This window comes from Psychrobacter sp. (genome assembly GCF_041554015.1).
GTDB lineage: Bacteria > Pseudomonadota > Gammaproteobacteria > Pseudomonadales > Moraxellaceae > Psychrobacter.
The window spans coordinates 94,073-115,279 of record NZ_JBFFMS010000003.1 but is presented as its reverse complement, the minus strand read 5'-3'; the positions used below and the strand labels follow the sequence as shown (position 1 = coordinate 115,279).

15 protein-coding genes are annotated in these 21,207 nt (G+C 42.7%); 6 read left to right on the top strand and 9 right to left on the bottom strand.

Annotation, left to right across the window (positions count from 1 at the left end; all coding sequences use genetic code 11):
• Positions 1–315: 315 nt before the first annotated feature.
• Positions 316–1,749, bottom strand: a complete 1,434-nt coding sequence (locus ABYU67_RS02215; RefSeq protein ID WP_372843385.1) for a solute carrier family 23 protein — start codon at positions 1,747–1,749, stop codon at positions 316–318.
• 612 nt (positions 1,750–2,361) lie between these two features.
• On the opposite strand from ABYU67_RS02215, the gene ABYU67_RS02210 reads away from it, so the two are divergent.
• Positions 2,362–3,795 carry an L-serine ammonia-lyase gene (locus ABYU67_RS02210; RefSeq protein WP_372843384.1) on the top strand — a complete coding sequence of 478 codons (1,434 nt, stop codon included), beginning with the start codon at positions 2,362–2,364 and terminating at the stop codon, positions 3,793–3,795.
• 111 nt (positions 3,796–3,906) lie between these two features.
• Here the strand turns inward: ABYU67_RS02210 and ABYU67_RS02205 are convergent, their stop codons facing one another.
• From ABYU67_RS02205 to xthA, 3 genes are all read right to left on the bottom strand, one after another.
• The gene (locus tag ABYU67_RS02205) at positions 3,907–4,305 is read right to left on the bottom strand and encodes a DUF4377 domain-containing protein (protein ID WP_372843383.1); all 399 of its coding nucleotides are present in this window, start codon (positions 4,303–4,305) and stop codon (positions 3,907–3,909) included.
• Between the two features lie 313 nt (positions 4,306–4,618).
• On the bottom strand, positions 4,619–5,842 hold the full coding sequence (gene argJ / locus ABYU67_RS02200) for a bifunctional glutamate N-acetyltransferase/amino-acid acetyltransferase ArgJ (RefSeq protein WP_372843382.1): 1,224 nt from the start codon (positions 5,840–5,842) through the stop codon (positions 4,619–4,621).
• 62 nt (positions 5,843–5,904) lie between these two features.
• Positions 5,905–6,729, bottom strand: a complete 825-nt coding sequence (gene xthA, locus ABYU67_RS02195) for an exodeoxyribonuclease III (RefSeq protein WP_372843381.1) — start codon at positions 6,727–6,729, stop codon at positions 5,905–5,907.
• Positions 6,730–7,059: 330 nt separating this feature from the next.
• Between xthA and ABYU67_RS02190 the strand changes: the two genes are divergently transcribed.
• From ABYU67_RS02190 to ABYU67_RS02180, 3 genes are all read left to right on the top strand, one after another.
• Positions 7,060–7,629 (top strand): thioesterase family protein, encoded by a 570-nt coding sequence (locus tag ABYU67_RS02190; RefSeq protein WP_372843380.1) that lies wholly within the window; start codon positions 7,060–7,062, stop codon positions 7,627–7,629.
• Between the two features lie 446 nt (positions 7,630–8,075).
• Positions 8,076–9,773: an AMP-binding protein gene (locus ABYU67_RS02185; protein ID WP_372843379.1), complete on the top strand. Its 1,698-nt coding sequence runs from the start codon at positions 8,076–8,078 to the stop codon at positions 9,771–9,773.
• 605 nt (positions 9,774–10,378) lie between these two features.
• Entirely contained in the window at positions 10,379–12,079 is a 1,701-nt protein-coding gene (locus ABYU67_RS02180; RefSeq protein ID WP_372843378.1) for an AMP-binding protein, read from the top strand.
• 98 nt (positions 12,080–12,177) lie between these two features.
• Here the strand turns inward: ABYU67_RS02180 and ABYU67_RS02175 are convergent, their stop codons facing one another.
• From ABYU67_RS02175 to sohB, 5 genes are all read right to left on the bottom strand, one after another.
• On the bottom strand, positions 12,178–13,047 hold the full coding sequence (locus ABYU67_RS02175; protein WP_372843377.1) for an SDR family oxidoreductase: 870 nt from the start codon (positions 13,045–13,047) through the stop codon (positions 12,178–12,180).
• A 138-nt stretch (positions 13,048–13,185) separates the two neighbouring features.
• On the bottom strand, positions 13,186–13,950 hold the full coding sequence (locus ABYU67_RS02170; protein ID WP_372843376.1) for a histidine phosphatase family protein: 765 nt from the start codon (positions 13,948–13,950) through the stop codon (positions 13,186–13,188).
• A gap of 102 nt (positions 13,951–14,052) precedes the next feature.
• Entirely contained in the window at positions 14,053–15,342 is a 1,290-nt protein-coding gene (locus tag ABYU67_RS02165; protein WP_372843375.1) for a phosphotransferase family protein, read from the bottom strand.
• Positions 15,343–15,453: 111 nt separating this feature from the next.
• Positions 15,454–16,704: an acyl-CoA dehydrogenase family protein gene (locus ABYU67_RS02160; RefSeq protein WP_372843391.1), complete on the bottom strand. Its 1,251-nt coding sequence runs from the start codon at positions 16,702–16,704 to the stop codon at positions 15,454–15,456.
• Between the two features lie 247 nt (positions 16,705–16,951).
• Complete coding sequence (gene sohB / locus ABYU67_RS02155) at positions 16,952–17,926, bottom strand: protease SohB (RefSeq protein ID WP_372843374.1); 975 nt, start codon at positions 17,924–17,926, stop codon at positions 16,952–16,954.
• Between the two features lie 387 nt (positions 17,927–18,313).
• Between sohB and aspS the strand changes: the two genes are divergently transcribed.
• Positions 18,314–20,140, top strand: coding sequence for an aspartate--tRNA ligase (gene aspS / locus ABYU67_RS02150; protein ID WP_372843373.1), 1,827 nt, complete (start codon positions 18,314–18,316; stop codon positions 20,138–20,140).
• Positions 20,141–20,207: 67 nt separating this feature from the next.
• Positions 20,208–21,134 (top strand): lysophospholipid acyltransferase family protein, encoded by a 927-nt coding sequence (locus ABYU67_RS02145; RefSeq protein ID WP_372843372.1) that lies wholly within the window; start codon positions 20,208–20,210, stop codon positions 21,132–21,134.
• The last annotated feature ends 73 nt before the right edge of the window (positions 21,135–21,207 follow it).

Genomic DNA, 21,207 nt, shown 5'->3' with positions numbered 1-21,207 from the left:
TGCCATTATTGTCTGATATCTTCTTGACAGCTTCTGCTTTAAATTCGTCACTGTAGATTCTTACTTTCTTGATCATGATAAACTCCGATTAATACGCTTAGTTTACCAAGTTTACCTCTACGGTTTCTTCAGCATAGCTCAACGTGCCCTACGCCGTTATCGGTTTTTTGCACGGTTTTATAAGCGTGATTATAAATAAAGCTTGGCTATGATAACCATCATAAATAAGCGCCATAATAGAAAAAAGCCACAATAAATATTGTGGCTTTTACTTATCAATATAGCGAGTCATTTTAAGCTAAAGATCGCTAAGAACTACGTTTTTTGACGATTAAACAAGGCGTTGAGGACAATTGCCGTCAAGGTAGCCGTACCGATACCACCCAAATCAAAGCCGCCTAGATGTAAGCTAAAGTTACCGGTTCCCATGATAACAGTGACGGCTGCAATGATAAGATTGCTGTTTTTACTAAAGTCGATATGGTTGTCTATCCAAATTTTCGCACCAGCAATCGCAATCAAACCAAAGACCACAATAGAGGCACCGCCCAATAATGCGGGTGGAATGGTTTGAATAATCGCGCCAAATTTCGGTGACAAGCCCAGCATGATAGCAACCAAACCTGCTACGACAAAAATAGTCGTGCTATATACTTTGGTTACCGCCATCACACCGATATTTTCAGCATAAGTCGTCACTCCTGTCCCACCAAAACCTGCCGAAAAAGTCGTCGCTAAGCCATCAGCAAAGAAGGCGCGCCCCATATAAGGCGTGACTCGCGCTTTCGTCATGCCTTCTACCGCTTTAAAATGTCCCAAATTTTCAGCAACTAAAATAAAGGCAACGGGTGCAATTAATATAATGGCGCTCATCTCAAAACGCGGCGCATGAATACTTGGAAGACCAAACCATGACGCCGCCGACACAGCACTAAAATCAATCGGCACGCCGTAGCCCAGTATATTAGTCATCACAAAATAAGCGATATAAGACAATATTAAGCCAACTAATAACAGCAAACGGCGTAGCATGCCGCGGGTAAATACCGCGACCCCACTGATCAGCAATACCGTCAGCGTGGCCATCCATGCATCAAACTGGTTGGCAGATACTCCTTGAATGGTGACGGGCGCTAAATTAAGACCAATGATCATTACAATCGCACCGGTAACAATCGGTGGCATCAAGCGCTCAATCCAGCCTGTACCCGTCTTCATGACTAGCAGACCTATCAATGCATAAATAATACCGCAGGCCATAATGCCGCCGAGTGCAACATTCAGATTGGCATTAAACCCTACGTCAGCATATGCCGTCACGGCAATGACGGGACCAATAAAAGCAAAACTCGATCCCAAATAACTTGGCATACGTCCACCGGTAATCATAAAAAACATCACCGTACAAATACCAGACATCAAAATAGCTAAGTTAGGGTCAAAGCCCATCAATAATGGCGCAAGCACGGTCGCCCCAAACATTGCAAAGGTATGCTGTATACCCAGTAGCATGCTTTTGGAAGGCGGTAAATACTCATTGATACCGACCGGATCACGATCCAAATCACCACTATACGGACGCCATATTGGAAACCAGCGACCATTATCAAAGTCTGGATTGTGCGGTAAATTCATTGTCGCAGAATTAGTTGCAACCTCAATACCTGCTGCTTCTAAGGCATTTGGCGTTAATGGTTCTTTTTGATTATGCAGCGTTGATTGAGACGAGTTTTCGGGAGGGGTTATCATGCGCGATTGTCCTATGGGCTTAAGCTAATAATAACAGGCTAATAATAACTCACTGATGATACAGACTAATAATAGCTTAAATAAATAAAGAGGTGACAAACAATGGGGTTTACTTTAAGTGCTGTGATAAGCAATGGTTATTATATGAGACGGTTGTCTATTTTCGCTGAATATTACTGTTTCGCAAGAATACGCTTATTATTGCTATGTTTTTCTACACTTTCTTGATATCTCCAATCAGCTGTTTGGAGATATCCTAATATTAGGCCTTATCTTATAGAATCACTATATTTTTCTAGCTGTATTGACTAAGATATGCTTTACTAAATTCATCGCTTTAGCTGCTCATACCCTGTATTGTATAACGACAGCTAACTTACAGGATGTTACATAAGCGTTGATGCCGAGCATCATAACGGAATTTAATAATAAACAACAGCTATTATTTACCCGTCACTCGAACGAACACGTTTAAACATCTCCATAGACAATGTACTAAATTTATCGATGATCGATAATTATTATTTATTGTTGCCCATTATCATTTTATATGGGCGCCATGGTCTTTGTTATGCGGTTTTTCTGAATCCCCTTTATTTTTGGTAACTTATTATGATTAGTGTCTTTGATTTATTTAAGATCGGCGTTGGCCCTTCAAGCTCTCATACGGTTGGACCTATGATAGCGGCTAACTTATTTGTGCAGTCACTCCTAAAGCAAACCAACCTGAGCGACATCCAGTCTTTAGAGATTGAGCTGTATGGTTCGCTTGCGGCAACTGGTAAAGGGCATGCTACAGATACTGCTATATTGCTAGGCTTACTCGGTCATGCACCTAGTACCATTGATACACGTTTGACCAGTGAATATCTGGCACCGATCTTTTCAGACCATCAGCTCAATATCGCAGGCGAGCACGTTATTACTTTTGATACCGCTCGTGATATTCACTGGTATGATGAAACCGTCCTTCCCTATCATCCGAACGCCATGACTATTCGTGTGTCTTTGGCAGATGATAGCCACTATCAGCAGACCTATTATTCTGTCGGTGGCGGCTTTGTTATCAATGAAGAGGATGCGACCAATCCTGATGAAGACAACGCCACACCGACTATCGATATGATTCCTTATCCTTTTAATAGTGCTGCAGAGCTGTTAGAGCAATGCCGTCAGCATCACTTAAGTGTAAGCGAGCTGGTACTGGCAAATGAATGCCATTACCGCGAGCAGTCAGAAGTGTTCGCGTATTTAGACTCTATTTGGGAGTCGATGCAAGATTGTGTGACCCGTGGCTGCCAGAACAGCGGTATTTTACCGGGTGGCTTAGATGTGAGACGCCGTGCGCAGGCCCTATATGTACAGCTATGCGCTGAAAAAGACCAACCCATTGCGAAAAATGACAAATTGGTGGCGATGGATTGGATTGATTTATACGCTTTGGCAGTTAATGAAGAAAACGCCAATGGTGGCAATGTGGTCACCGCTCCTACCAATGGGGCAGCAGGTATCATTCCTGCAGTGATGCATTATTATCGCGATTTTTTATCAAACTATAGCCTTGATGGCGCGCGCAAGTTTTTGTTAAATGCTACAGCAATTGGCAGCTTAATCAAACAAAACGCTTCAATATCAGGCGCTGAAGTGGGCTGTCAAGGCGAAGTCGGTTCAGCTTGTGCAATGGCGGCCTCTGCACTGGCAGAGATCCTAGGTGGCGATCCTGCCAAATGCCTTAATGCCGCCGAGATTGGTATTGAGCACAATTTGGGTCTGACTTGCGATCCTGTTGGCGGCTTAGTGCAAGTTCCTTGCATCGAGCGCAATGCCATGGGCGCAGTCAAAGCGGTCAATGCTGCGCGTCTTGCCTGCCGTGGCAATGGTCAACATTTTGTCTCTTTAGACAAAGTCATTGAAACCATGAAAGTGACTGGCGCTGATATGCTGGATAAATATAAAGAAACGTCTCGCGGTGGATTGGCGGTATATGCCGACAATCGCATACCAACTGCCACTCATGGGGTCAGCGTAAAATATAGCCAATGTTAATATTTTGGTAATTATTGATTGTATGAGAGACATAAAAGCTCATTATAAAAAAGACCTCTATTGATTAGAGGTCTTTTTTTAAACTAACTATAGTGATTGATCGATTAGCAATTATTCTGCTTTTTTCGATACCACTTCATTTAGTATCCAAACAGGCTTAACTTTGTTAGTGACTTCATCCATCATCGCTTCTTGGCGAACGTCAAGAATATAACGATAGTTTGGCTCATAAGTAAAGCCTTGAATACTGCCATTTAAAGGCGTGTAGTTCTTTTGATAGGTTTGGCGATATTGCAAGCACTCTGACTCAATCATAGAGCCATTAGAAGCTTGTAGCTCACAAACTGCTTTGAGTGGAGCAACTTCTATTTTGAAACTTGGAATGTTGATGACTTTCACAATTGTTGGTTGACCTTCAACGACCATAGTACGTGCATCATCTGTCGCCATCGTTGAACAACCTGACAAAACAAACGTCGTCATTACTGCTGCTAATGCTAATTTTTTCATTATAAAATCCTCAATTTATTCGTAGTTATTGTGTTTTTTGGCTACGTTTTACTCTTTTTAGAATAAACGTTTTTAGATAGCACTTATCATTAACTCAATCAGTATAGGGTGCAAGGTAACTGCAGCTCTACAACTGCTTTGTAACGTAACGTCAGCTTTTGCAACGCATGTTAATCAATAGTAAATAAGTATTTTTGCTATTATTGACACAAATATCCCACTTTTAATACTCTTACTTCGAAGTTTTAGATAAAAAAAACGCTCAGAATCATAATGACTCTGAGCGCTTTTTATTAATAAGTATCAAAATCGTTTAGCTACGATAGTCCGCATTTATTTTGACATAATCATAAGATAAATCGCAGGTGTATACCGTGTCATGGGCATCACCGCGCGCAAGATCGATATGAATGGTAATCTCAGGACGACTCATGACCATCTTGCCAGCCTCTTCCCTGTAGCTTGATGCCACACCACCGTTTTGACATATCATCACCTCGTCTAAATAGACATCGACTTGTTCAGTATCCAGATCTTCAATACCAGCATAACCGACAGCGGCTAATATACGTCCCCAATTGGCATCACTGGCAAAAAATGCCGTCTTGACCAAGGGTGAATGCGCAACCGCATATGCAACATCGCAGCACTCTTGCGTGGTTTTACCACCTGTGACTTTTACCGTCATAAACTTAGTAGCGCCTTCACCATCACGTACGATCAATTGTGCCAAGCGTATAAAAACTTCAGCTAAGGCCTCGAACACCGGCTGATAGTGAGGATGCTCAGGGCTGTCAATGACATCTGAGCTCGCCGCACCTGTCGCTATCAATACACAACAGTCATTGGTCGAAGTATCACCATCGACCGTAATACGGTTAAAAGACTGCTCATTGATAGCACTTAACATCTCTTGTAATAAGTCAGCGGCGATATTGGCGTCAGTTGCCACATAGCCAAGCATGGTCGCCATATTTGGACGTATCATGCCTGAGCCTTTTGACATGCCAGTAATATGATAGCTAGTGTCGGCAATATCTACTTTTTGGCTGGCAAGCTTTGGAATGGTATCTGTGGTGCGGATACCGTTCGCGGCAGCAAGCCAATTATCAGGCGCTAGATTGGCTAATGCGTTATCTAAACCTGCGATAATTGCCTCACTATTTAGCGGCTCGCCAATCACACCCGTCGAAAATGGCAATACCGTATCACTATCCACGCCAGCTTTGGCAGCCAATGCCGCACAAATATCTGCGGCGCGGCGCTTACCATTAGCACCCGTACCCGCATTAGCATTACCCGTATTGGTTACCAAATAACGCGGTGTCGCTTTAGCAAAGTGCTCACGCAATATACGGACAGGCGCTGCACAAAATGTGTTTTTGGTGGTCACAACTGCCGTGGCTGCATCAGCCGCTATTTCAATGACCACGAGATCATCTCGATCTTTATAACGGACACCTGCTGCGGTGGCGCTTAATTTAATGCCTTCAATAGGATAAATCGTCTCAGGTACTGCAACATTACCAACCGCCATAGCTCAATCCTTATTTATTCATATTTATTGGTGATACCGTTTTGCCTATCATGCCAAAAATATTATACTTTATTTAAATCAAATGCTGTCCAAATGGGGGCATGATCAGAGGGTTTTTCCATAGCGCGCAGCTCGTAGCTGATACCCGCGTCAACACAACACTCAACCAAATCAGGCGTACATAAAATGTGATCGATGCGCAGTCCACGCTTAGGATCATCGTCAAAACCACGACTACGATAATCAAACCAGCTGTATAATTCGGTACTTTCTGGATAATGCAAACGGTAGGTATCGGTCAGCTCACGTGACATCAGATTACGGTACCACTCACGCTCCTCTGGCAAAAAGGATGTTTTCCTGTTTTTTAACCAGCGCTTCGCATTTACTTCACCGATTCCGATATCGATATCTTCTGGGGCAATATTCATATCACCCATAATCACCAGCGAGCGCCCTTCTGCTTTTAGGGTATCAATATATGCCATTAAATCGGCATAATAGGCGCGTTTCATCGGGAATTTGGTCGGATGATCTTGGCTCTCTCCTTGTGGAAAATAGCCATTGAGCACATCAATCTCACGCCCATCAAACTCGTAACGCGCATGAATAAAACGTTTTTGCGCCTCTGCATCTTCTCCCGGGAAGCCTTTTTGCACAAAAATAGGCGCAACTTTTGATAATAATGCTACCCCGTAATGTGCCTTTTGTCCAAAATACTCAACATGATAGCCCAAGCCTTCTATATCTTTTAAGGGGAACTGCTCATCATGTACCTTGGTTTCTTGCAGACCCATGACATCAGGATCGATAATATCTCGCACCGCCTCCAGCTGATGTTGGCGGGCTCGGATACCATTGATATTAAAACAAACAAAACGGGTCATAAATTATCCTATACTAATAAATGAAAAAACGGTACTTCTATAAGCAATGCTATTTTGAATAACAGTTTTGATAAAAAAGTTTTAGGGTATGCTAATAAACCGATCTAAGATAAATACGCTATGATAGCAGACTTAGAAAGCGCCACTGTTGCGCCCTTTTATATCTTGAGTGAGAGTGGTTATTGACCATCTGACGCTCTCAATCTATGCGCACTCACCTCATCGCTGTCTATCACTATTCAGCATTATTTTTATAAAAGACTACTTATCGAACAGCGGTATCTAATCAACTAATAACACCTTATCATTAAAAATCTATTGAGCATTATTATGACAAAAGCAAACGATAAAAATTCAACTTCCGTATCAAAGCCTCTTACAACCACACCATTATTTGCGACCAACTATAAGGTCTATATCAATCATACTGACGCTGGCGGTATAGTCTATCATGCCAATCACTTGGTGTTCTTTGAAAACTGCCGCCGGGATTGGTTTACTGAGCTTGGTTTAAATGGTTATTTTTTGGAGACCAATGACGGTCAGATTCAGCATTTTGTCGTCACGCAAGCGGACTTACAATATAAACGCGCTATTTTATTAGACGAAGTCATTAATGTCCGCATTGATAACGTTGAGATCAAACCTGCTAGCATTGTATTTTATCAAAGTATCTATCGTCAGCCCGCTCAGAATGACACTGCTGATAACTCTAAAGCCATTTTGCTAAGCAGTACTAAAATCGTTGTCGCCTGCGTACAAAACCAAATCACACCGGATGCTATAGATAATGATGGGTCACATAAAACCAACATCAATACCGCGCCAATGCGCCCTATTCGCGTACCAAACAAACTACGTGTAGCTATTGAGCAAGCTAGTTCAGCAGCTAATAAATAGCTTCTATAACAATTAATTTCTTAAATACTTTTAAAAAAAGCTGCTCTTTCTATGGAGGTCGTAAGTAAAGTCATATTATATTCACATAAAAGAATACTAGCTGTACTGAGCAGTACTCTTATCATCGTAGTTCCTTGAGCGATATTCATGCTAACGTATTGCTTAAATGTATCATTATATATTTGATATATTATTTTTTTGTGGCAGATAATCGGTAAAAATTCACTCAGCTGTTTTTTAAGCTTTATTATCTAGCTTTTTAACAAAACACTTATTTTTACTATTGATTGATGCCAGATAAACCAATACAACCAGTAGTCTGTCAATAAATAAGGATGTTATCAAATTCAGTGACAATTTTATGTCAGCGCTGTTTTTTTATTGACACGGACCTGACTGCTTAGCTAGCAACATTTAACCTCTCTCATATTTCAAGGACGCTGACTATGACGCCAAACAAACCTTGGCTTGCAAATTATCCCACTGGTGTGCCAAAGACGATTGATCCAGACAAATATAGCAGTATCATGGAGCTATATGAAGAGTGCTTCGATCGCTTTCGCATGCATCCGATGACCATCTGTATGGGCGTCACTCATACCTATGATGATGTTGATAAAGCCTCTATCGCGGTTGCTGCATGGTTACAGGCAAAAGGTCTGCCCCAAGGTAGCGTGGTTGCTCTTATGATGCCAAACGTGCCGCAGTACTTGCCAACGATGATTGGCATTTTGCGCGCCGGTTATATCTGTACCCCTGTAAATCCTTTGTATACTGGTCGCGAGCTGCGCCATCAATTGAACGACTCTGGCGCTCAGGTTATTTTTGTCGTCGATAACTTTGCGCAGGCACTTGAGCAGGTCATTGAAGAAACCCATATCAAACACATTGTCCTATCAAAAATGGGCGATATGATGGGTCTAAAAGGTATTTTGGTCAATACCATTATCCGTCAGGTCAAACGCTTGGTACCCAAGTATAATCTGGACGACCCAAAATACGACGTCACCAAATTCCCTAATGTACTCAAAAAAGGCAAAAACCTGTCGTTCCAAAAGCCAAAACTGTCTTTGAGTCAAACCGCCTTTTTACAATATACCGGTGGTACAACAGGGCTGTCTAAAGGCGCTATTTTATCTCAGCGTAATATCGTCGCAGGCGCTATGCAGTCTGAGGCTTGGACTCGCCCTATTACCTCTGAGATTAATGAGGTATATATCAATATGGTGATGGCATTGCCGCTATATCATATTTTTGCCTTTATGCTAAGCTCACTGGGTATGCGTGCCGGTTATACCTTCATCTTGATTCCTAACCCACGTGATATACCAGGGTTTGTTAAAACGTTATCCAAACAGCCGTTCCATATTTTCCCTGCGGTCAATACCTTATTTAAAGGCTTACTTGACAATCCGAACTTTAAAAACTTAGATTTTAGCTCGCTACGTATCTCACAAGCAGGCGGTATGGCAGCGACTGAGCAAACAGCCAGACGCTGGCTTGAGACCACAGGCTGCCCTATGATTGAGGGTTGGGGAATGACAGAAGGGGTGGCTGTTGGTACCGCTAATGTCATCACTGATCGTAAGTTTAATGGTACGATTGGCGTCCCTGTGCCTAGTGTGGATGTCATTATTATCGATGACGAGGGCAATCCGGTCGGCGCCAATCAAGCGGGCGAGATGTGTGTCAAAGGACCTAACGTCACCTCAGGCTATCTCAATAGAGACAGTAGTGATGACTTTACCAAAGATGGTTACTTCCGCACAGGCGATATTGTCAGCATGGACGAAAAAGGCTACTTTAGACTCCTAGATCGTAAAAAAGACATGATTTTGGTATCAGGGTTTAATGTGTTTCCAAATGAGATTGAATCGGTCATGCTTGATTGTGACGGCATTATTGATTGTGCTGTCATTGGTATCCCTGATGAGAACCAAGGTGAAGCGGTCAAAATCTACGTCGTCCCTGCGGACAATAATGTCACCACAAGCTCCATTAAAGAGTTTGCGTTAGACAATATGACCGGCTATAAATGTCCACGTTATATTGAGTTTGTGACTGAGCTGCCAAAAAGCAACGTTGGTAAAGTATTGCGCCAAAAACTTCGTGAGAAGCATATGATAGACAATCCGCAGTTGTAATCAAAGCTGATTTTTAATGGTTAAAATAAAAGCGCCTTACATTAAATGTAAGGCGCTTTTATTTTAACCATAATCTCAATGATTTTAAACTTTATACCCGTAGCGCCTTATGATATTTATACTTATTTTTTTACGACTGACTGTATCTTATCTCTGCAATCGCTTGACGAGACTTACTGAAAACATATATTTTTTAATATATCAAGTAGAACGGCAAACTCTCAAGTTCTTTTATAGCAATAACTCTCTTAAATACACTTATGTTAATGTATTGCCAAAATATGTTACGCTATTATTTATGATGTTAAATCAGTCACCCATTTAACTAGGCTTATAGGCTTAAATGGGTAATCTTAAAACAGCAGTACATTTTTCAAAAATAATTACAAACCAGTTATTTACTCATTCAGATACTTTTTCTGTATGAGTAAATATATTTTAGTTCAATCACCTTGTATAAAGGCCGCCGTATTTTAGCAGTTTGTGAATAAATGGGATAGCACTCGACAATCCATCGCACAGCTTGCGATGACTGGTATTGTTGACATGGATGTGACTACTTTTGTATCGAGCCTTAACTGATCGCGAATTTAAGGACACTCAGTATGAAAACAGACAAACCTTGGCTTGCTCAATATCCAGAAAATGTACCCAAGACTATTAATCCTGATCAGTATGAAAGCCTCATCGAGTTGTATGAAGAGTGTTTTGACCGTTTTCGTATGCATCCTATGACCATCTGTATGGGCGTCTCTCATACTTATGGAGACGTAGACAAAGCGTCTCTTGCTGTCGCTGCTTGGTTGCAAGCACAAGATATCCCTAAAGGTAGCGTTGTGGCAGTCATGATGCCAAACGTGCCGCAATACTTGCCAACCATGATTGGTATCTTGCGCGCAGGCTACGTTTGCACCCCTATCAACCCGCTATACACGGGTCGTGAGCTACGTCATCAGCTTAATGATTCGGGCGCTCAGGTTATTTTTGTCGTCGATAACTTTGCTCAAGCACTCGAGCAGGTCATCGAAGAGACCAATATCAGACGTATTGTTCTCTCAAAAATGGGCGATATGATGGGATTAAAAGGTATCTTAGTCAATACCGTTATTCGTCAGGTCAAACGCTTGGTGCCTAAGTACAATTTGAATGATCCTAAATACAATGTTACCAAATTCCCTGATGTGCTTAAAAAAGGCAAAACCTTACCTTTTCAAACACCAAAAACCTCACTACAACAAACCGCTATTTTACAGTATACCGGTGGTACAACAGGGCTGTCTAAAGGGGCTATCTTAACTCAGCGTAACGTTGTCGCGGCCGCCATGCAATCAGAAGCATGGTATCGCCCTATTACCTCAGAGATTAATGAGGTATATATCAATATGGTGATGGCATTGCCGCTATATCACATATTTGCCTTTATGCTAAGCTTGCTAGGTATGCGTTCAGGCTATACTTTTATATTGATACCCAACCCAAGAGACATGCCCGGATTTGTCAAAACCCTCTCAAAACAGCCGTTCCATATTTTCCCTGCGGTCAACACCTTATTTAAAGGCTTGCTGGATCAACCAAGCTTTAAAAGTTTGGATTTTAGCGCATTACGTATCTCACAAGCAGGCGGTATGGCCGCGACTGAGCAGACAGCAGCGCGCTGGTTAGAAGTTACTGGTTGCCCGATGGTTGAGGGTTGGGGTATGACGGAAGGGGTTGCCGCGGGTACTGCTAACGTCATTACTGATCGCAAGTTTAATGGCACGATTGGCATTCCTGTACCTAGTGTCGATGTCATCGTGGTTGATGACAATGGCGAGCGCGTAGGTTTCAATCAATCTGGTGAAATGTGCATTAAGGGACCAAATATCACCTCAGGCTATTTTAATAAAGACAACACCAATGATTTTACTAAAGAGGGCTATTTCCGTACTGGCGACATCATTAGTATGGATGAAAAAGGCTATATCACCTTACTTGATCGCAAAAAAGATATGATTTTGGTATCAGGTTTTAATGTCTTTCCAAATGAGATTGAGTCCGTCATGCTCGATTGCAAAGGTATTATTGATTGTGCTGTCATCGGTATCCCTGATGAACACCAAGGCGAAGCGGTCAAAATTTATATCGTTCCTGCTGACAACAATGTGACCAAGAGTGATATTAAAGAATTTGCTTTGGACAATTTGACAGGCTATAAATGTCCGCGTCATATCGAATTTGTGAGTGAGTTGCCAAAGAGTAATGTTGGTAAAATATTGCGTCAAAAACTGCGTGAAAAACACATGGCAGACAACCCTCAAACGTTATAATCTCTAAAATCCATACACATTAATACCCATAAAAAACCCCTCTATATCAGCATATAGAGGGGTTTTTATGGGTATTAATACTATTAATATCACTTATGCTAACTGACTTTATTGACTACCTGCAATGGCAAGTGCTTCATTGCTTGACCGACGATAGACCATGGTAGACTGGGCACACAAGCTTCATCAATCTCAGCTTCAATCGCTGCAACGATGGATTTGGTGCCTGTATCTGCATCTACTTCAAAGGGTAATGGCTTGGCATTTTCATTGATTTCAGTACGGATATAACCTGGATAAATGGTAGACACTTTGATAGGCAATTTGGTCAACAACATGTCCGCACGGATACCCTCTGCCAAATGTGCCAAACCTGCCTTACTCGCACCATAGGCAGTTAAGTGCTTAGGTAATCCACGCATCGCTGACATACTAGATATCACGACCAGATGACCGCTGTTTTGTGCGCGAAAAATATTCATCGCCGCCTCACACTGCGCAAGCGCTGAGATAAAGTTGACCTCAACCGTACGGCGGTTGGTATCGAAGCGCCCTTTACCAATACGGCGGCTCTCGCCGATGCCTGCATTGACCACAACACGATCAATATGATTAAAGTCAGCTTTAAAGGCATCAAATACTGCAAAAATAGCATCGTAATCACTGACATCTAGCACACGGTACTCGATACGAATATCAGGATATTGTGCCATCAGCTCTGACTGTAGATTCTCTAGGCGGTCGGTACGGCGTGCACAAATAGCGAGGTTATAACCAAGCTTAGCAAACAATCTTGCCATGCCCTCGCCCAATCCTGAGCTGGCACCCGTGATTAATACCGTTTTTTCACGACCAACCTGCTGTTTCTCTAAACCTTTTAGATAACGTGCTGGTTGTACCGCGCCAAACAATTGATTTTTACTTTTTGTGGCTTTTTTTGTCACTAGGCTTAGTAATTTATTTTGCATGAACATTCCTTTATATATCAATGATAGCCTCAAGATAACGCAAACCCTGCCAACTGTCTATCTGGCTTTGGTGTCATCTGTGCTAATCACTAGCCGCTATAGCCTTTTTATAGCAAGGTTTTAGCAATTCATCTTCAATTATCGCCATGTGACAAAACGCTTACCATCAGCGAATAAATGACTGTATTCATTTAATGACAGTAAATGCGAATGCTGCTCTTTTAAAGTAATAGAGGTCACCCCCGTATTAACCAAGCTTTTATTCAACTGATATGCAGTTTGACTGCCTTGTTGCAAAAGTTGCGACGTAATAGCCGCAATCACACCGCCTGAAGTAAATACCAACACCGTACTATCACGATCTAAATTTAGCGTTGCCACCTGTAGCCGTATTTGCTCAAGCGCTTGCTTAGCGCGCTCATTGAACTGTGACCAGCTTTCAATATAATCCTGATCATAATCGCCACCATGCCAGCGCTGCATCGCTTTATCAAAAAGCTCTGCCAAACGTACCATCGGCACCTTCGCCTTAGCAATCTCAGCTGCAATGGATGCTCGATTGCTAAAAGCAGGATCTGATTTAATAAACACATCTTGATGATTAAATTCATCAAACTGCGGCAAAATATAGCTATCAGGCTCATCTATCTTAATAGCGGGCAATATAGGCGTATCGTTCTCACTATTAACCATAACAGCAGACTGATAACGCTGCCAAAAATGCCGTGCAGAGTCCTGTTGCCTAACCAAACTCCCCGTAAAAATCGCATCGATGCGGCGCTGGGTCGCGGCATAATGCTGGCCGAGCATTTGCGCCTGCTTGCCACCCAAGTCTGAAAGTTGATCGTAATTCTCTTGTCCAAAGGACGCTTGGCCATGACGTGCCAAAAGAAGGGTTGTCATAAGATACTGCCTCATTAATGATGCTTTTATAATGTTTAAACGTCCTAGCTTTGTAACCTTTAAGCTATTTAAAGCTACTTTGTTAAAGCTACTTTGAGCTACTTACTTTTCAGCTTTAGACACGCTTTGTGCAAAATAACTCTTTGGTAATATACCTTTGATAACCGCTTGTATAGGACTTGGCAGCTGCTCAATCATCGCAGCATCAACACCCATATCTTGTAAATGCGGTTGTACTCGGCTGCTAAACAAAACCTCACCTTCGTACTGCGCAATCAGCTTAAGACATTTGGCATGTAGTACGTGCACAATAATCCAGAAGTTTTTAAAGGCTGGATTGGTCGTTTGTTTATGATAGTAACGATAGTAAATCTGCTGCACAATACCTGCCAGACGGAACAAACCAAACACTTCATAAAACGTCCAATTGTCTATCTTGAGACCCGATTGTTTAAGATAGTAATCCACCACTTCATCACGGGTCATCATGCCTTTTAAATGCGTCGGCTGACGGCGTGACTGCTTCATAATGATGTTGTCATCTTCTTCAATCCAGTAAGCTAAAGCGCTGCCCAAATCCATTAACGGATCACCCAATGTCGCCATTTCCCAGTCAAGCACGCCGATAACCTTGGTTGGATCTGCTGCATCCAAAATCACGTTATCAAAACGCCAATCATTGTGAATGAGGCAAGTCTTACTATCAGCAGGCGTATGCTTGCCAAGCCATTGACGAACTAAGGCAAAGCTTGGGACATTAGGGGTTTTGGCTTTCACATAACGCTTGTCCCAACCAGTTACTTGGCGTTCGCAATAACCTTCACCACGTCCCAGACTGACCAAGTCAGGATGCGCTTTATAATCGACTTGATGCAGGTCAATTAAAGCATCGATCACATTGGTACATAATGCCTGTGTTTGCGCCACATCTAAATCGATGCCTTTTGGCAAATTGGCACGAGGAATAATACCCTCCATACGCTCCATGACATAGAAATCGGCACCGATAACCGCTTCATCCGTACATAGCGCGACCATTTTTGGCACATAAGGATAAGCATCTTCCAAGGCTTTTTGTACGGTGTACTCGCGTACCATATCGTGTGCTGACTTGGCTTTGGTCCCCTTTGGTGGGCGACGTAAAATAAGGTCTTGGCTTTTATTTTGAGCATTACCCTCACCTTCATATTGCAGCCGGTAAGTCCAGTTTGAAGCACCACCAGAGAATTGAGTAACGACTGGCATACCTGTTACATCGATACCTTGTTCGCGTAGCCAGTTACTAACCGCTTTAGCATCGAGCTCCTCACCTTCGCGGACATCGCCGCCTTTATCCAACACTTTATTAGCTACTTCTTTATTTATATTTTCGCTCTGACTGGCAGTTGCCATAAGATGTTCCTTATCGTGTGGTCAATTATTGTTATCCATCATTACAGGGATGAAAAATTCACTATTAAAGGCTTAATAGTGAATTTTTAGAGGTACTATTTTAACGTTATATTAAGATTTAGCAGGTTTCGACGAACGACTAAAACCCTGACGCTTAAGCTCTAATTTTGCAATCATGATTTTATGTACCTCATCAGGACCGTCAGCCAGACGTAGCGCTCGAGCTTGCGCATAAAATGACGGCAGCATGGTATCTTGGCAAACGCCCATGCCACCATGGATTTGAATTGCCATATCAACCACTTCTTGTAACACCGTCGGTGCAACGACTTTAATGGCAGAGATTTCAGTCAATGCTGCTTTGGTGCCTTGCGCGTCCATTTTTTGCGCTGCATATAATGTCAACAAACGCGCTTGGTCAATTTTGATACGAGCCTCAGCGAGTCGCTCAAAATTACCGCCTAGTTGTAATAATGGCTTACCAAAAGCCGTACGTGCCATACCGCGTTTTACGGCCAGCTCTAGCGACTTTTCAGCAGCACCAATACAACGCATACAATGATGAATACGACCTGGTCCTAGGCGACCTTGGGCAATCTCAAAACCCATACCAGCTCCGCCAATAAAGTGGCTAACGGGCACACGTACATTATGAAAGCTGACCTCGCCATGACCGTGCGGCGCATCATAATCGCCAAATACTTTGAGCATACGCTCGATATTGATGCCCTCTGTTTTTGCTGGTACCAACACCATCGAGTGCTGATGATGACGGTCTTTATTCTCATCTGGGGTATACGCCATGACAATCAAAACATCTACTGCTGGGTCGCCCAGACCTGATGACCACCATTTACTGCCATTGATGATAATCTCATCACCATCGACCACAGCTGTTGCTTGCATATTGGTCGCATCACTCGATGCCACATCAGGCTCAGTCATACAAAACACCGAGCGCGTTTTACCTTCTAAGATTGGCGTAAGCCACTTATCTAGCTGCTCTTGTGACCCATAACGCCATAACAGCTCCATATTGCCGCTATCAGGCGCATTACAGTTAAACACATAAGGCGCTAGTAAGCTGCGACCCGTCAGCTCAGCAATCGGTGCATAATCGGTAACCGAAAGACCAGCACCTAAAGTATCATCTGGCAAAAACAGATTCCATAAACCCGCTTCACGTGCTTGCTTACGTAAGCTTTCATACTGCTTAGGCCATTGCCAATTTTTCCAATGACCATCAGGATTTTGCGCATGACAATCTGCCCAAAACTGTGCTTCGATCGGCTCGATATAGGTTTCGATAAAGGCTTTTACTTGAGCATGGATGGCTTGACCATGTTCTGTTGCTGTAAACATCAAGGCGCTGCTAGACATAATGACTTCCCTATCCTTATTAATTATTTCAATCGCATTTTTATAAACATCTTCATAGTGTACGTACGTAAACTCTGTATCGTATGCTCCATTTATAACACAGCGATTATTTTTAAACAGCAAAAAGGCGCGACCCGTTAGGACACGCCTTTTACAAAATACAAACAATGTACGGATTTAGGTTAAAACTCTAAAGAGTAGTCATGCAATTGGCACTTATCTCTCAATCTTATTTAAGGATATTTAAACGGTTATTAAAGTCAAATCGTGCTAATGCCTCTGGCAGCTTATCAATTGCCATACCAAGCGTTGCTTCTGCCGCTTGCGACAGACCCAACTTTTCTGCAAGCGTTGGCTTTTGGCGTGATTGCAGCGCATATACCTCGTTGTGTTCCATACGCTCTAATAGATAGCTGTCTGATGTCTGTAGCTTATCTACCAAGTTCAAATGCAGCGCATCTTCACCGTACCAATGCTCACCTGTTGCAACTTTATCTACATCAAGCATGCCGCGGTAACGATTGACAAAGTGCTTAAACAACTCATGTGTCTGCTCTAGCTCTTCTTGGTATTTGGCACGATCTTCATCATCGTTTTCACCAAATACTGTCACGGTACGTTTGTAATCACCAGCCGTAAACATCTCATAATCGACATCATGATTTTTTAGCCATTTATGAAAATTGGGCAGTTGTGATACCACACCGATGGAGCCAATAATAGCGAATGGCGCCGCCACAATATTATCCGCTACGCAGGCCATCATATAGCCGCCGCTGGCTGCAACCTTGTCGACACAGACGGTGAGTTTTAAACCGGCATCCTTTAGGCGAGCCAGTTGTGCCGCTGCCAAACCATAGCCATGAACCAAGCCGCCGCCCGACTCTAGACGAACTACAACTTCATCGCCTTTATTCGCCGTACTGATAAGTGTGCTAATCTCTTCACGCAGATGTTTAACAGCAGTTGCTTTGATATCACCATCAAAGTCAAGTACAAAAACCTGCTGCTTACTATCACTATTTTTTTTCTTGTTTTTCGTCTTTAATGCTTGTTTTGCTTTTTTAGCCAAAGCCTTTTTGAATTGCTTGAGGGCAGCTTTACCTTGAGTCGCTTCCATCAAAACTTCACGGCGCTGCTCTTGGTTTTTATTGAGATGGATAACTCTTAGCTCAACAGGATTTTTAGAGGGGTTAAAAAGCATGAGGACGTTTCCTTAAGTGATTGAGACAGTCTTAGTCTTGGTATGATTTTATAAGTCAGTGTAATTTTATAAGTTAGGCTGATATGCGCACGCGCGCTTATATTTTCAAGCAAAGGAGCAATATTTAATCTAATGCAATTGTTACGGGATAAATACGGCTTATAGCCATCTTTACTGAGTCTTGATTGGGCTGATTCGGTTGTATAACAAAGGCAGATTAGGCATAATATACGTTTACATCAAATTTTCTGTAGCCAACGTGATGACTATTTGTCTTAATCGCGTTGTTTGTGCTTCTTTTAACCATCAACTGATTTGGTTAAAAGAAGCGCAGCGATGGCTGCATTATTGTATTTCGAATTGGGCTGACAACTGGATAATTATATTATGACGCATAGCGAATACCGAGACGAATATTGCGGAGCCGTAACCGAAAGCTTAATTGAGCAAACCATTAGTGTCGTAGGCTGGGTACATCGTCGTCGCGATCACGGTGGTGTGATTTTCTTAGACATGCGTGATCGCGCTGGTATCTTGCAGGTAGTTGTCGATCCTGATACTCCAGAAGCGTTCGCCACTGCTGATGCGGTACGTCCTGAATATGTATTAAAAATCACAGGTCGTGTTCGTCAACGCTACGCGGGCACTGAAAACGCTAATATGACCAGTGGTCAAATTGAGCTATTGGGCAAAGAGATTGAAGTATTGGCAAAGTCTGAGACGCCGCCGTTCCCATTGAATGATGAGAAAAGCACAGTATCAGAAGATTTGCGTCTCAAATATCGCTATCTTGATATGCGCCGTCCGCAAATGCAAGAGCGCATGGTCTTCCGTGCCAAAGCCACCTCAGCGATTCGTCGTTATCTAGACGATCATGGCTTTTTGGACGTAGAAACCCCTATCTTGACTCGTGCAACGCCAGAGGGCGCACGTGATTATCTGGTGCCTTCACGTACCCGTCCGGGTAACTTCTTTGCCCTGCCGCAGTCACCACAGCTGTTTAAGCAATTGTTAATGGTGTCAGGTTTTGACCGTTATTATCAAATCGCTAAATGCTTCCGTGATGAAGACTTACGTGCAGATCGTCAGCCTGAATTTACCCAAGTCGATATCGAGACTTCTTTCTTAAATGAAGAAGAGATCATGAATATCAACGAAGGTCTGATTAAGCATGTCTTCAAAACCATGATGGACGTAGAGTTTGAGCAATTTCCGCGTATGACTTACGCTGAAGCCATGCGTGACTATGCTTCAGACAAGCCTGACTTACGTATTCCTCTTAAATTGATTGACGTTGCTGATTTAATGAAAGACGTTGACTTTAAAGTGTTTGCCGGTCCTGCTAACGACCCTAAAGGCCGTGTTGCTGCCCTACGCATACCAGGTGGCGCTTCATTAAGCCGTAAGCAAATTGATGCTTATACCAAGTTCGTTGGTATCTATGGTGCACGCGGTTTGGCTTATATTAAAGTCAATGACGCTAGCAACATCAATAACGGCGTTGATAAAGAATCTGGTTTACAGTCTCCTATCATCAAAAATATGACCGATGAAGTACTTACAAGCTTAATCGAACGTACGGGCGCCCAAAGTAACGATATTATCTTCTTTGGTGCCGATAAAGCCAGTGTGGTCAATGATGCTATCGGTGCGTTACGTCAAAAGATTGGTCTAGATTTAGAGATGACCACTTGTGAGTGGGCGCCACTGTGGGTAACTGACTTCCCGATGTTTGAAGAGACTGAAGATGGGCGCTGGACATCCATGCATCATCCGTTTACTAAGCCAAAAGGGTCAGTTGAAGAATTAAAAACCAACCCTGAATCTGCGCTTTCTATCGCTTATGATATGGTATTAAACGGCACTGAAGTGGGCGGTGGTAGTTTACGTATCAATACGCTTGAGATGCAAACCGCTGTATTTGAAGCATTAGGTATCGATGATCAAGAAGCAGAAGACAAGTTTGGCTTCTTACTTGATGCCTTAAAATTCGGTGCGCCGCCGCATGGTGGTTTGGCTTTTGGTTTGGATCGCTTAATCATGCTAATGGTAGGTGCAACCTCTATCCGTGACGTGATTGCTTTCCCTAAAACCAAAACTGCTGAATGTCCGTTAACGCAAGCACCGGCTGAAGTCAATACCAAACAGCTACGTGAGCTTGGCATCCGTGTCCGTGACAAGGTACAAGCTGACACCAGTAAGTCTGCTGAATAATTAGTCTGATCATGCAAAGCTATTTTTTACAGTGCTTGTTATGTGATTCATTACTGTGTGACTGGTCATGAATCCGTATCGTATTTTCAAAATCGTGCCACTGTCTGTCTTACAGATGCTGGCACGTTTTGTTGCATGGATAATTTTAAGGATGCCAAGCGCGAGTATCATGCGCACGGTTAAAATCAACATAGCACTGATAGCGCCGGCATTATCTGAGCTACAAAAACAGGCGTTGACCAAAGAGATTATCTATCATCAATGCTTAACCAGCATTGAATCAATCAAAAGTTGGGCGATGCCACCTGATTGGAGTATCGCTCAAATTTGTGATGTCCATAATAAAGACATCTTACTTGAGGGACTTGCAAGCCCCAATGGAATGCTTGCCATCGTACCGCATCTGGGTACGTGGGAGATGATGAATGCGTGGCTCAATCAATTTGGCTCGCCAACCATCATGTATAAGCCCGTAAAAGGTGATATTACCAACGATTTTATATTACAAGGTCGTGCCCGCCTCAATGCAACATTAGTTCCGACAGATGGTAGCGGCGTCAAGGCGGTATTTAAAACCCTCAAACAAGGGGGTTTTAGTATTGTCTTACCTGACCATGTTCCTGACCCATCAGGTGGTGTCATTGTGCCATTTTTTGGTATTGAGACATTAACCAGTACTCTGGCCTCCAAACTAGCTAGCAAGACCAAATGCGCTTTAGTGGGCTTATCTTGTATACGTCGTGATGATGGACGTGGCTTTGACATCTATTGCTATAAACTCGATGACCCAGCCCTGTATGATCGCGATACTGCAACGGCAGCCTATGCACTTAATCAGGCCATGGAGCGTATGATTGAAGACAATTACAGTCATTATATGTGGGGCTATCGACGCTTCAAGCATATTCCTATCATAGACAATCCTTATAACACCGATGAAGCCAATCTAGCGGCATTTATTCGCAAATATAATGCTAGTGCCGATAACCGATAAAATCATTAAAACCAAGACAGTGAAATGTGTACACTACTAATATCCTCTTTATTCTATTCTTCTTTATCAATTT

Bases quoted from the DNA above. Each gene is read 5' to 3' on its own strand.
- ABYU67_RS02205 (WP_372843383.1), bottom strand. From the start codon at position 4,305: ATGAAAAAATTAGCATTAGCAGCAGTAATGACGACGTTTGTTTTGTCA.
- ABYU67_RS02175 (WP_372843377.1), bottom strand. From the start codon at position 13,047: ATGCAAAATAAATTACTAAGCCTAGTGACAAAAAAAGCCACAAAAAGT.
- ABYU67_RS02180 (WP_372843378.1), top strand. From the start codon at position 10,379: ATGAAAACAGACAAACCTTGGCTTGCTCAATATCCAGAAAATGTACCC.
- sohB (WP_372843374.1), bottom strand. From the start codon at position 17,926: ATGCTTTTTAACCCCTCTAAAAATCCTGTTGAGCTAAGAGTTATCCAT.
- ABYU67_RS02160 (WP_372843391.1), bottom strand. From the start codon at position 16,704: ATGTTTACAGCAACAGAACATGGTCAAGCCATCCATGCTCAAGTAAAA.
- xthA (WP_372843381.1), bottom strand. From the start codon at position 6,729: ATGACCCGTTTTGTTTGTTTTAATATCAATGGTATCCGAGCCCGCCAA.
- ABYU67_RS02145 (WP_372843372.1), top strand. From the start codon at position 20,208: ATGAATCCGTATCGTATTTTCAAAATCGTGCCACTGTCTGTCTTACAG.
- ABYU67_RS02185 (WP_372843379.1), top strand. From the start codon at position 8,076: ATGACGCCAAACAAACCTTGGCTTGCAAATTATCCCACTGGTGTGCCA.
- argJ (WP_372843382.1), bottom strand. From the start codon at position 5,842: ATGGCGGTTGGTAATGTTGCAGTACCTGAGACGATTTATCCTATTGAA.
- ABYU67_RS02215 (WP_372843385.1), bottom strand. From the start codon at position 1,749: ATGATAACCCCTCCCGAAAACTCGTCTCAATCAACGCTGCATAATCAA.
- ABYU67_RS02170 (WP_372843376.1), bottom strand. From the start codon at position 13,950: ATGACAACCCTTCTTTTGGCACGTCATGGCCAAGCGTCCTTTGGACAA.
- ABYU67_RS02190 (WP_372843380.1), top strand. From the start codon at position 7,060: ATGACAAAAGCAAACGATAAAAATTCAACTTCCGTATCAAAGCCTCTT.
- aspS (WP_372843373.1), top strand. From the start codon at position 18,314: ATGACGCATAGCGAATACCGAGACGAATATTGCGGAGCCGTAACCGAA.
- ABYU67_RS02165 (WP_372843375.1), bottom strand. From the start codon at position 15,342: ATGGCAACTGCCAGTCAGAGCGAAAATATAAATAAAGAAGTAGCTAAT.
- ABYU67_RS02210 (WP_372843384.1), top strand. From the start codon at position 2,362: ATGATTAGTGTCTTTGATTTATTTAAGATCGGCGTTGGCCCTTCAAGC.